The 11,822-nt window shown below is 70.1% G+C and carries 9 protein-coding genes; 3 read left to right on the top strand and 6 right to left on the bottom strand.

Going from position 1 to position 11,822, the window contains the following annotated elements; genetic code table 11:
* The first annotated feature begins 137 nt into the window (after positions 1-137).
* A complete protein-coding gene (locus ACWDR4_RS04460) occupies positions 138-1,544 on the top strand; it encodes a MarR family transcriptional regulator (protein WP_450403761.1) in 1,407 nt (468 codons plus the stop codon).
* Here ACWDR4_RS04460 and ACWDR4_RS04455 read toward each other — a convergent pair.
* Genes ACWDR4_RS04455 through ACWDR4_RS04430 form a run of 6 tightly spaced genes read right to left on the bottom strand, consistent with a single transcriptional unit; the run spans position 1,541 to position 8,692 of the window.
* The gene (locus ACWDR4_RS04455) at positions 1,541-2,995 is read right to left on the bottom strand and encodes a glycoside hydrolase family 3 N-terminal domain-containing protein (protein WP_450403759.1); all 1,455 of its coding nucleotides are present in this window, start codon (positions 2,993-2,995) and stop codon (positions 1,541-1,543) included. The two genes, ACWDR4_RS04460 and ACWDR4_RS04455, sit on opposite strands and share 4 nt — an antisense overlap.
* A complete protein-coding gene (locus ACWDR4_RS04450) occupies positions 2,992-4,074 on the bottom strand; it encodes an ABC transporter ATP-binding protein (RefSeq protein WP_450403757.1) in 1,083 nt (360 codons plus the stop codon). The genes ACWDR4_RS04455 and ACWDR4_RS04450 overlap by 4 nt, the downstream gene beginning before the upstream one ends.
* Positions 4,071-5,075: an ABC transporter ATP-binding protein gene (locus ACWDR4_RS04445; RefSeq protein ID WP_450403754.1), complete on the bottom strand. Its 1,005-nt coding sequence runs from the start codon at positions 5,073-5,075 to the stop codon at positions 4,071-4,073. The genes ACWDR4_RS04450 and ACWDR4_RS04445 overlap by 4 nt, the downstream gene beginning before the upstream one ends.
* Positions 5,072-5,974 carry an ABC transporter permease gene (locus tag ACWDR4_RS04440; protein WP_450403752.1) on the bottom strand — a complete coding sequence of 301 codons (903 nt, stop codon included), beginning with the start codon at positions 5,972-5,974 and terminating at the stop codon, positions 5,072-5,074. Before ACWDR4_RS04440 ends, ACWDR4_RS04445 begins: the two co-directional genes overlap by 4 nt.
* A complete protein-coding gene (locus ACWDR4_RS04435; protein WP_450403749.1) occupies positions 5,971-7,041 on the bottom strand; it encodes an ABC transporter permease in 1,071 nt (356 codons plus the stop codon). The genes ACWDR4_RS04440 and ACWDR4_RS04435 overlap by 4 nt, the downstream gene beginning before the upstream one ends.
* Before the next feature lie 37 nt (positions 7,042-7,078).
* A complete protein-coding gene (locus tag ACWDR4_RS04430; RefSeq protein ID WP_450403747.1) occupies positions 7,079-8,692 on the bottom strand; it encodes an ABC transporter substrate-binding protein in 1,614 nt (537 codons plus the stop codon).
* A gap of 245 nt (positions 8,693-8,937) precedes the next feature.
* Between ACWDR4_RS04430 and ACWDR4_RS04425 the strand changes: the two genes are divergently transcribed.
* Positions 8,938-10,230 (top strand): alpha-L-fucosidase, encoded by a 1,293-nt coding sequence (locus ACWDR4_RS04425; protein WP_450403745.1) that lies wholly within the window; start codon positions 8,938-8,940, stop codon positions 10,228-10,230.
* A gap of 169 nt (positions 10,231-10,399) precedes the next feature.
* Entirely contained in the window at positions 10,400-11,623 is a 1,224-nt protein-coding gene (locus tag ACWDR4_RS04420; protein ID WP_450404053.1) for an MFS transporter, read from the top strand.
* Positions 11,624-11,822 lie beyond the last annotated feature (199 nt).

Genomic DNA, 11,822 nt, shown 5'->3' with positions numbered 1-11,822 from the left:
ATCCTCTACTAAGAATCACCCTCCCGATCTCCGCCCGTCAAGGGTCGTGCACCTCCCGGCGGCGGCAAGACCGTCCCTCCGTGTACCGTCTTCCGCCAAGAGCAGCCCAGGACCACGTTCCTGATGGGTGGTACATCGTGAGTTTGTCGATCGGACTTGTCGTTCACGCAAGCCGGCGTGGGGTCTTCGAGGAGGCCGTCGAGCCGCTGTCCGGAATCTCGCTGAAGTGGGTCACGTACGGGCACGAGCACGAGATCCGGCCCCGTGTGCAGAGCCTCGTCGACGGGCACGCGCTGGACGGACTGCTGGTGGGGGCCGTTCCGTATCGCGCGTGCCGTGACGTCCTCTCCCCCGGCCTTCCTGTCGCGGTCACCCGCAGTTCGGCCCTCGATCTGGCGCTGGCGTTGTCCCAGGCGCAGGCCCGTGGCTGGCAGCCGGTTCCGGTCAGCATCGACACCTTCGACCACGAGGTGGTCTCCGAGGTGACGGAGGCGCTGCACATCGACCGCACCCGGGTCGCGTGTCTGCCGTACGCCGACGACCGGTCCGTCGAGGAGATCTGTGCCTTCCACCAGCGTTCCCTCCGGGAGGGCGGCGGGTACGTCATCACCGCGCGGACCGCTGTTCTGCGGCAGTTGCGCGGCAGCCTGCGCGTACTGAACGGCTCGCCCGTGCCGTCCAGCATCCGCGCGGAGCTGCACGAGCTGGTGCTGCGCATCCGGTCCGAGCAGGCGGGCGCCGCCGGGTTCGCCGCCGGCGTGTTCTGTGTCAACAGGCGTGGTGGTCCAGGCGACTTGGAGCGTGGCCGCATGGGTCTGTTGCAGCTGCTGCGGGCCACGCCCGAACTCAGCGACGCCTGGATCGAGAACCGTGGCCGGCGCGGTGTGGTGGTTCTCGGGCGCCGGACGGTGTTCGAGCGGCTCAGCCGCAACTGGCTCATCGTTCCGGTGCTGGAGCAGGCCCAGGAGTCACTCGGTGTGGGGGTGGCCGCCGGGTTCGGCGTGGGGCCCTCGGCACGTTCCTCGGTGATGCTCGCCGAACGGGCCGCCGCCCGCGCGGAGTCGGAGAACCGGCCGTGCGGCTATCTGATGGAGGACGGCGGGCTCGTGATCGGGCCGCTGGGGCCGGGCGGACCGCCGCAGCCCCGGTCCGCCCAGGAGCAGGACGACCGGATGCGGTCCCTCGCCCGGACCGTCGGGCTCAGTCCGGCAACGTTGTCACGGCTCGCCGCGATCGAGCGCGACCTGGCCGGACGGACCGTCACGCCGAGCGAGTTGGCCGACGCCATGGCCGTCACCGATCCCAGCGGGCGACGCCTGGTCCGCAAGCTCCACGCCCACGGCCTGGTCACCGCCGAGGGCTTGGCCCAGACCCGTCGAAAGGGCCGGCCGACCGGGCTGTACCGCCTGGCGATAGTCGCGGCCCTGACCGGCCGCCCCGCCGACCACCACCCACTCCCCACCGACACTCCCCCTCTCTCCGCCGACGCCCACCCGCTCCCCACTGGCACTCGCCCTCGCTCCACCGTCCCGGCCGCGCCCTAGAGCAGCGCCTCGGCCACGGCTCGCAGGTTCGCCCGGCCCCGTCCGTACGCGCACAGCCCGTCGGCCGCCTCCGTCTCCGCGTCCGGCATGCCGGTGGCGACGAGGAGGGCGTCGGGGCGGGCGGTGAACAGGGCGGTGCGGGCCTCGGACTGCCAGGGGTGCAGGTCCGCGTCCTCGGTGGCGATCAGCAGTGGCCGCCCCTGGGCGTGCCGCAGGATGCCGGGCACGTCGACGGGGCCTTCGCTCGTCACGACGCCGTCGGTGGCGGGCATGACCTCCCGCAGGAGGGTGAGGAGGTCCGTACGGTCCCATTCCAGCGCGGGGTTGGGGCGGCGGTGCAGGTCGACGACGTACGGATCGACGACGGGGCCGGGCAGGGGCTTCCAGCGGATGGCGCGGCGGGCGGCCAGCAGCCCCACGTCCTCCGGGGCGGGGCCGCCGGTCGTGGTCGGTGGCTGGGCGAACCGGTCGGCCAGGGCGTCGACGCGGCGGGCTGCGTCGACGACCCGGGCGGGGTCGAGCGTGCCGCCCACCATGGCGTCGAGCAGGGCGTCCCGGCAGCGCAGCCACAGTTGCGGGTCGGGGCGGGCGATGATCAGCTGGTCGGCTCCCGCGGCGATCGCCGCGACGGCCGCGGCCGGTTCGCCGACCGTGTCGGAGATCGCCTTCATCTCCAGGGCGTCGGTCACGATGACGCCCTCGAAGCCGAGTTCGGTGCGCAGGAGGTCGGTGAGGATGCGGCGGCTGAGGGTGGCGGGGGCGGTCGCGTCGAGGGCCGGGTAGACGACGTGGGCCGTCATGACGAGCGGGACGCCCGCAGCGATGGCGGCCCGGAAGAGCGGCAGGTCGATCTCGCGGAGGGCCTGCTCGTCCCTGGTGTCGACGGCGGTGCCCAGGTGGCTGTCGACGGTGGTCGAGCCGTGGCCCGGGAAGTGCTTGGCGCACGGGGCGATGCCGGCGGCCAGCGTGGCCTTCGTCCAGGCCGTGACGTGCCGGGCGGCCTGGCCGGGGTCGGCGCCGAAGGAGCGGGTGCGCACGATGGGGTTGGCGACGTCCCGGTGCACGTCGGCCACGGGGGCGTAGCTGACGGCGACTCCGCACTCGGCCAGGTGCCGGGCGAGCGCGTCGGCGACGGCGGCGGTCAGCTCGGTGTCGTCGGCGACGCCGAGCGCCCAGGCGCCCGGGGTTTCGGGTGCCCCGGCCCTGGCGAGATGGCTGATGCTTCCGCCCTCCTGGTCGACGGTGACCAGGAGTCCGGGGCGCAGGGAGCGCAACTCGTCGGTGAGGCGGCGCAGTTGGGCTTGTCCGGCGACGTTGCGGGTGTGCAGGATGACGCCGCCGAGTCCGGTGTCCGCCAGCCGTCTCAGGTCGCCGGGGACGGTCGTACCGTCGAAGCCGAGGACGAGGCAGCGGTGGGCGGCCTCGATCAGGTCGTCCGGGAGGGTGGTCACGGGGTCAGCTCCGCGGTGGTCGTGTCACGGGCGGCGTCCGGTTGCGCCAGCAGGACGCAGCGGGCCCAGTGACGGTCGGTCAGCTCGACGTGCGGGGGCCGCTCGGTGCGGCATGCGGCGCGGGCCAGGGGGCAGCGCGGGTGGAAGCGGCAGCCGGACGGAGGGTGGACGAGGTCCGGGGGTTCGCCGTAGTCGTCCCCGGTGGCGTCAGGTTCGCCGTCCGTGCGGTTGGTGCGGCCCGCCAGGAACTCCATCCGGTCCGGGTCCGGGGTCGAGTCCAGGAGCAGTCGGGTGTACGGGTGGGCCGGGGTCTGGGTGACGTCTTCCGCCGTGCCGTACTCGACGATCTCCCCCGCGTACATCACCGCGATCTCGTCGGCGAAGTAGCGGGCACCGGCGATGTCGTGGGTGATGTAGAGCATGGCCAGGTGTTCCTCGTCGCGCAGGGCGGCGAGGAGGTTGAGGATCTCCAGGCGGATGGAGACGTCCAGCATGCTCACCAGCTCGTCACCCAGGAGCACTTCGGGTTCGACGGCGAGCGCGCGGGCGATCGCGACGCGCTGGCGCTGGCCGCCGGACAGCTCGTGCGGGAAGGCGTCCAGGAAGCGCTCGGGCGGGGTGAGCCGCACCCGTTCCAGCAAGGCTCGCAGGCGCCGTTCCAGGTCCTCGCGGCCGGTGACGGAGCCGTGCAGCCGCAGCGGCCGTTCGAGCAGGTAGCGCACGCGGTGCAGGGGGTTGAGGGAGGCGAAGGGATCCTGGAGCACCATCTGGACCCGGCGGGCGTAGGCGCGGCGGGCCCGGCGGCCGCGTGCCGAGGCGGGTTTCCCGTTCAGCAGGACGCTGCCGCTGGTGGGGGTCTGGGCGAGGGCGAGAGTCCGGGCGAAGGTGGACTTACCGCTGCCGCTCTCGCCGACGAGGGCCACGGTGCGGCCCGGGATCAGGCGCAGGGAGGCGTTCTCCAGCGCGTGCACACTCTCGCCACGGGAGCGGTGCACCGGGTAGTGGACGGTGACGTCCACCGCCTCGAGTACGGGAGCCGGTTCGGCCCGCTTGCGCGCCGGGGCCTGCTCGTCGGTCATGCTCGCCCTCCGGCGGTCGGCGCGGGCAGGTCGTCGGCGTGGATGCAGGCCACGGCGCGCTCTGTGCCGTACGTGGTGAGCGCGGGAGGTGCCGCCTCGCACTCGGGCGTCGCGTGTGGGCAGCGTGGCTGGAAGGGGCAGCCGGGTGGGAGGCCGCGCAGGTCGGGCGGGTTGCCGGGGATGCCGCTCAGGCGGCGCATCGATCCGCGCAGCGGCGGGAAGGAGTCGCGCAGTCCACGGGTGTACGGGTGTCTCGGGTCCCGGTACAGATCGCCGGCCGGGCCGCTCTCCACGATCCGTCCGCCGTACATGACGGCGATACGGTCGGCGATCTCCAGGAGCAGCGACAGGTCATGCGTGATGAAGACGACGGAGAAGCCCAACTCCCGCTGCAACCGGATGACTTGGCGCAGGATCTGCCGCTGCATCACCACGTCCACAGCCGTCGTCGGCTCGTCCATCACCAGCAGGTCGGGGTCGCAGACCAGGGCGAGCGCGATGGTGGCCCGCTGGCGCATTCCGCCGGAGAGTTCGTGCGGAAAGCTGTCCAGGCGGGTGGCGGGGATGCCGACGAGTCCGAGCATGTGCGCGGCGCGTTCGCGGGCCTGTGATCTGGTCATACGGCGGTGGGCGTGCAGGGTGTCGGTGAACTGGGCGCCGAGTCTGGCGACGGGGTTGAGGGCGTTCATGGCGCTCTGGAAGACGACTGCCGTGTGTTCCCAGCGGGTCCTGCGCAGTTCGCGTGCGTCGGCGTGGAGCAGATCGACGGGGTCGCCCGAGCGCGGGTGGAGCGTGGCGCTGCCCGTGCGGACGACTGCGGGTGGGCGCAGCAGCCGTAGCAGGGCGTTGATCAGGGTGGTCTTGCCGCTGCCGCTCTCGCCGGCGATGCCGAGGATCTCGCCGCGGCGCAGTTCCAAGGACACTTGGGACACTGCGGGCAGGGGTTCGGCGGCCGTGCCGTAGTCGACGCTGAGGTTCCTGACGTCCAGCAACAGGCTCACTGTGCCCCCTTCTTGCGGCGGGCGCCGCGCAGTCGCGGGTTGGTCAGTTCGTCGATGCCGAAGTTGACGAGCCCGGCGGCGGCGCCGAGCACCGTGATGGCGACTCCGGGCGGTACGAACCACCACCACGCGCCGGAGACCATCGCCTGCCGCTGCTGGGCGAAATAGAGCATGGTGCCCCAGCTGACGGTGTTGATGTCGCCGATGCCGAGGAAGTCCAGGCCGGAGACGGCGAGGATGGAGGTGACGAGGGAGAGCATCAGCGTCGCGGAGATCACCGGCAGCAGATTGGGCAGCACCTCGACGAGCATGATCCGCGGATTGCTCTCCCCCAGCAGCCGGGCGCCGAGGACGAAGTCCCTGTTGCGCAGGGACAGGGTCTGTACGCGCTTGGAGCGGGCGCCCCAGGCCCAGCCGGTCAGGCCGATGACCAGCGCGACCGCGAACGGCCCACCCCGACCCCGCAGATATCCGGCGAGGATGATGACCAGCGGCAGCCCGGGCAGCACGAGGAAGACGTTGGTGAGGGCGCCGAGCACCGAGTCGACCGTGCCGCCGTAGTAGCCGCCGATCAGCCCGACGGCCACCGACAGCGTGGTGGAGACGACGGCCGCGACGGCGCCCACGAGCAGCGAGGTCCGGGTGCCGACGACGAGTTGGGCGAGGACGTCGGTGCCGTCCTGCGTGGTGCCCAACGGGTGGTCCATGGAGGGAGGTTGGAGGACGGCCCCGGTGAGTTCCGTGGGCGACAGTCCCATCACCGACTGCACGATCCACGGACCCGCGGCGGCCACGAGGACGTACCCGGCGATGATCGCGAGTCCGACGCGGGCCTTGCGGTTGGCGGGGACCAGCTTGTGCCACGCGGTGCGCCAGGTGAGCGGCGCGGCGGTCGTCATGCGTCCTCCCGGGTGCGCGGGTCGAGCAGGACGTAGACGGAGTCGGCGATGAAGTTGGCCACCAGTACGGACAGCGAGATGATCAGGAACAGCGCCTGCATCAGCGGATAGTCGAGGTTCACCACGGCCTGGTAGAAGAGGTAGCCGATGCCGGGGTAGGCGAAGACCGCCTCGGCGAGGAGCGAGCCGCCGACCACGGTGCCGATCGAGATGGCCAGGCCCGCCACCTGCGGCAGCATCGCGTTGCGGGCGGCGTACGCCAGCATGATCCGCCAGCGGCTGAGCCCCTTGGCCTCGGCGAGGCTGACGTAGTCCTCGGCCACGGTGGTGATCATCATGTTGCGCATACCGAGCAGCCAGCCGCCGACCGAGGAGAGGACGATCGTCAGCGCGGGCAGGAAGCCGTGCGCGATCACGCTGCTGACGAAGGCGAAGTCGAGGCCCGGTTCGAGGTTGAGGTCGTAGCCGTTCTGGGAGGGGAAGACCGGCAGGCTCACGGACAGCAGAAGCAGGAGCATGGTGGCGACCCAGAAGTACGGCATCGAGCCGAGGAAGGTCGCGAGCGGTGCCAGCACGCTGTCCAGGCGGCTGCCGGGCCTGGCCCCGGAGACGATGCCGAGTCCGGTGCCGAGGAGGAACGCCAGGACGGTGGTCAGGCTGACCAGGCCCAGTGTCCAGGGCAGGCCCTGGGAGATCATCTCGCCCACGGGCTGCGGGAAGTAGGCGGTGGAGATCCCGAAGTCGAGGTGGGCGAGCTGGGAGAGGTAGTGCAGGTACTGCTCCCCCAGGTTCTGGTCGGGGACGCCGAACAACGCCTGGATGGACTTCTCGGTGGCCGCGTTGACCTGTGACCTCTGGGCCAGCTTGTTCAGGATGACGGAGGCCGGGTCGCCCGGCATGAGGCGGGGGATGACAAAGTTCAGGGTGACGGCCACGGCGGCGGTCGCGAGGTAGAAGCCGAGGCGGCGCAGCAGGACCCGGGCCCGGCCGCCGCGTCGGCGACGGCGTGCGGGGCCGTCCGCCGTCGGCGGCTCGGTGTGCGGCGCCGGAAGTGTCGTCGCCGTCATCGGGCGAACTCCCTGGGCACGCCCATCACTTCACCCATCACTTCACCGGCTTCAGCTGGGCGAGGACGTTCTCGAACGCCGGTCCGCCGTTCCAGGGCGCGCAGATGGCGTACGGATTGCTCTTGTCGGGGAATCCGGTCCAGTTGCGGGCGCTCCACGCGCAGCCGGCGGTGATGTTCGACAGTGTCACGAAGGGCACCTGGTCGACGATGATCTTCTCCAGCTTCCGGGTGAGCTGGATCTGTGTCTGTTCGTCGCCGGAGTTCGCGAGCTGGTTCAGCAGATCGTCGGTGCTCGGGTCGCGCCAGCGCAGGTAGTTGTTGGTCTGCGCCTTGCCGCCCTTCTCGGTGCCGGCGAACTGGCTGCTGAGCAGCGGGTTGTAGACCTGCCAGGGCACGGCGCCGTACGCGAGTCCGTACGAGGCGAGGTCGAAGTCGCCCTTGGCGCGGGTGTCGGTGTAGGTGCCGCTGGCCAGGGGCTGCACATTCACCTTGATGCCGATCTTGCCGAGCTGGTCGGCGATGATCCGGGCCCGCTGCACGGAGTCCGCGAACTCGGCGACCTCGATGTAGTCGAGCGTGAGCTGCTTGCCGTCCTTCACCGCCTTGCCGTCGCTGAGGGTGTAACCGGCCTGCTGGAGCTGGGACTTGGCGGCTGCGAGGTCGGTCTGGACGGCGTCCTTGTAGGCGGGGTCGAGCCATTTGCCCTGGGTCGCCGCGTCCAGGCCGGTCTGGCTGATGGGGGTCGCGCCGAGCTGGGTGACGAGCTGGATGAGCTGCGGACGGTCGATGGCCAGCTCGACCGCCTTGCGCAGGTGAAGATCCTTCAACGCGCCCCGGTCGTGGTTGAAGACCAGGACCAGCGACCCGTACGTCGGATAGAAGTAACCGTTCTTCGCCGGGTCCTTGTCGACGTACTGCTTCTCCAGGTTGGGTATCGCGCCGCCGCTCAGGTCCTCCTGACCGCTGGTCAGCTGGGAGATCTCGGTGGCGGAGTTCACCACGGGCAGCCGGATCTGCTTGACCTGGATCCTGCTGCGCCAGTAGTCGTTCCGGAGGGTGAGGCTGATCTGCTGCGGGTCGAACCGCTTGAGGGTGTACGGGCCGCTGCCCACGGGGTCGGGGTTGGTGAAGGTGACCGGGTCCTTCTGATTCGCCCAGTACTTCTCCGGCACGATGTACTGCTGGAGAATCGAGGCGACCTGGGTGAAAGCGGGCTTGTCGAATTGGAAGACGACCGTCTTCTGCCCCTGCGCGGTCACCGAGGAGAACGAGACACCGGACGAGTTGAGTGCGGGTGTTCTCTTCACCAGCTCGAAGGTGAACACCACGTCGGCGGCGGTGACCGGTGTCCCGTCGCTCCAGGTGGCTTTCTTCTCGATGTCCACGGTCAGTGTACGGCCGTCCGCCGACAGTTTCTGCGCGGAAGCGAGCCATGGTTCGAATTCGCCGCCCTTGAGGACATTCACCCCCATGAGCGACTGGTACATGTAGATCCTGGTTCCCGGAGAAGCGTCACCTGTGCTGGTCAGCGGATTGAAGTTCCGCTGGAGCACGGTTTTTCCGGAAGCGTAATTGATCATCAGTGAGCCACTGCTCGAATTCGCCGAACCGCTGTCCTGGCAGGCGGTGAGCGCCAGGCTCAGCACCACGGCGACCACTGCAGGACCGGTTCTCAAGGAACGCCTGAGCCGCACGGCTGACCTCCCATCTCGGTTGCCGAATTCTGCGGACGGAAATCACCGGGTGTCAAGCAGGCATTGGTAGTCACCCATAAACGAACCTGGTCCCAAATGAAAAAGGAACCAGGTTCGTATGTCGGCGGCGTGTTTGACGGGATGCCATGGAAGGGGAGGATTGCCCCTCAGTCGATCCTGAGGAATTGCGAGGAAATGAATTGCCCCAGACGCGTGACACACCCGCGGCGACCGGTTGGATGCGGGAGGCGAGGTTCGGCCTCTTCGTCCACTTCGGCGTCTACAGCATGGCCGCACGGCACGAATGGGTGCGCAGCTACGAGGAGATCGACGATGCCACGTACCAGCGATACGTCGACCGCTTCGACCCCGATCTGTTCGACGCCGCCGACATCGCCCGCGCGGCGCGCGCGGCCGGCATGCGGTACGCCGTACTGACCACCAAGCACCACGACGGCTTCTGCCTCTGGGACTCGGCGGTCACGGACTACACCTCGGCCCGCGTCTGCGGCCGGGACCTGGTCGCCGAGTTCGTGGACGCCGTACGCGCCGAAGGACTGAAGGTCGGTTTCTACCACTCGCTCCTCGACTGGCATCATCCCGACTACGTGATCGACGGCGTGCACCCGCTGCGCAACGCGCCGGACGTGGCGGCCCTCAACTCCGGCCGCGACATGGGCAGATACCGCGCCTACCTGCACGCCCAGGTCAAGGAGCTGCTCACCTCGTACGGCCAGGTCGACCTGATGTTCTACGACTTCACGTTTCCCTGGGACCGCGGTGGGATGCCGGGCAAGGGACCGGAGGACTGGGACTCGGCGGAACTCCTCGCGACGACCCGCGCCCTCCAGCCGGGCATCGTGGTCAACAACCGCCTCGGCATCCCGGGCGACTACGTGACGCCCGAGCAGTACCAGCCGGACCGTCCGCTCGTCGAGGACGGCGTCGAGATCATGTGGGAGGCGTGCCAGACCCTCAACGGCTCCTGGGGGTACCACCGGGACAATCTGGAGTTCAAGGAGCCCGGTGACCTGGTGCGCATGCTCGTCCAGTCCGTGTCGAACAACGGCAACATGATCCTCAACATCGGTCCCGACGGCCGCGGGAACATCGAGCCGCGCGCCCGTGCCGCCCTGGGTTCCCTGGCGGACTGGATGCGGCTGCACGCCCGCGCGATCCACGGCGCCGGCCCCGCTCCGTTCACGCCGCCCGCCCACGGCGTGTACACCCTGCGCGGCGACCGTCTCTACCTCCACCTGTTCTCCTGGCCGTTCAGACATGTGCACCTGCCCGGGCTGGCCGGCCGGGTGGAGTACGCCCAACTCCTGGGCGACGGCAGCGAAGTCGGGCTCGACGTCCTCGACAGCACGCCGCAACCGCACGCCCACCTCTCCCCCATGCCCCAGCCCGAGGGCACTCTGACGCTGACGCTTCCGGTCACCCGGCCCGATGTGCTCGTGCCGGTCGTCGAGCTGTTCCTGACGGAGGCGTGAGGGGTTTCGGCGGCTCTCAGGGGAGGCCGTTCTCGGGGAGGGCGGTTCCTCGCGTTCGTCCAAGCGTGGTCGATCTTTGTCCATGGACGGGTCCGCCGTCAGGGGTGAGGGTCTGGACATGAGCGAATTCGGGGGCGGGGAGGCGGACTTCGGGGGCGGCGAGCGCCGGATGCCGGGCGGGCTCGTCGCGTTGGCGCTGGGCGGTTTCGGGATCGGTCTGACCGAGTTCCTGATCGCCGGGCTGCTGCCGCAGGTGGCGTCGAGTTTCGCGGTGTCCGAGGCCGCCGCGGGCCGACTGATCTCCGGGTACGCGTTGAGTGTCGCGGTCGGTGCGATCGTCCTGACGGCGGCGACGGCACGGCTGCCCCGCAAGCAGGTCCTGGTCGGCCTGGTGGCGTTGTTCGTCGTCGGCAACCTGTTGTCCGCCGTCGCGCCGGACTACCGGGTGATGCTGCTCGGGCGGATCGTCGCGGCGTTGTGCCACGGCTCGTTCTTCGGTATCGGCTCGCTGGTCGCGCGCAGTCTCGTCGCGCCGGAGCGGAAGTCCCGCGCGGTGGCGGTGATGTTCGCCGGGCTGACGCTGGCGAACGTGCTGGGCGTGCCGTTCGGCGCGCTGGTCGGTGAGCGCTGGGGCTGGCGGGCGGCCTTCTGGGCGGTCACCGCGATCGGCGTACTCGCGCTGGCGGGGATCGTCGCCCTCGTCCCCGGCCGGGCGGGAGAGACACGGTCGCTGACGAAGGCAGGCGGCTCGGACTCGGCGGAACCCGCCGGCCTACGGGCCCAGTTGCGGGAGTTCCGGTCCTGGCAGGTGTGGCTGACCCTGACGGCGACCGCGCTCGGGTACGGCGGGATGTTCGGCGCGTTCAGCTATATCGCCTACACGTACACCGAGGTCGGCGACTTCTCGTCGGCGCAGGTCGCCTGGCTGCTGATGGTGTACGGCGTCGGCCTGGTCGTGGGGAACCTGGTCGGCGGACGAGCGGCCGACCGCGACCGTGACCGCGCCCTGATCCTGGCCCTGCTCGGACTCACCGTCACTCTGACGGCATTCGGTCTGCTGGCCGCCAACGCCACCGCATCGGTCGTACTGACCTTCCTGATGGGCGTGTTCGGGTTCGCGGGCGTACCCGGCATGATCACCCGCGTCACCGACTACGCCCACGGCGCGGCCCTGGCCGCCAGTGCCAACGTGTCCGCGTCCAACCTCGGCAACGCCCTCGGCGCCTGGCTCGGGGGCCTGGCCATCACCGCGGGCCTCGGCTACACCGCACCGCTCTACGTCGGCGCGGGCATCGTCCTGACGTCGGTCGTCGTCATGGCGGTTGCCGCGCACCAGGCCAGGAACAGGAATCCACTGTCGGGGATGTCCGGCAGCGGACCGTCCACCGGGTAGTCGCTCAGGTCGAGATCGCCGATGTTGTCCTGGACGAGCCGACGGGCGACGTCGTCGTGGATGAGGTCCTGGAGTTCGGCGAGCCGGTGCCGCGCGTCCGCCTCGGTGGCCGCGACGATCGGGGAGTCGCTCGCCTAGGATGCGCAAGCTTTCCGCAACACGGCCGCAATGCCGCCGTCGGACCGACAAGCCGCCCCGG

It is taken from the genome of Streptomyces sp. NPDC000878 (assembly GCF_053599695.1).
This window is presented reverse-complemented; position numbering and strand designations above follow the sequence as displayed.

Excerpts from the sequence above, each read along its gene's own strand:
- ACWDR4_RS04450 (WP_450403757.1), bottom strand. The coding sequence starts at position 4,074 with ATGACCGACGAGCAGGCCCCGGCGCGCAAGCGGGCCGAACCGGCTCCC.
- ACWDR4_RS04440 (WP_450403752.1), bottom strand. The coding sequence starts at position 5,974 with ATGACGACCGCCGCGCCGCTCACCTGGCGCACCGCGTGGCACAAGCTG.
- ACWDR4_RS04435 (WP_450403749.1), bottom strand. The coding sequence starts at position 7,041 with ATGACGGCGACGACACTTCCGGCGCCGCACACCGAGCCGCCGACGGCG.
- ACWDR4_RS04420 (WP_450404053.1), top strand. The coding sequence starts at position 10,400 with ATGCCGGGCGGGCTCGTCGCGTTGGCGCTGGGCGGTTTCGGGATCGGT.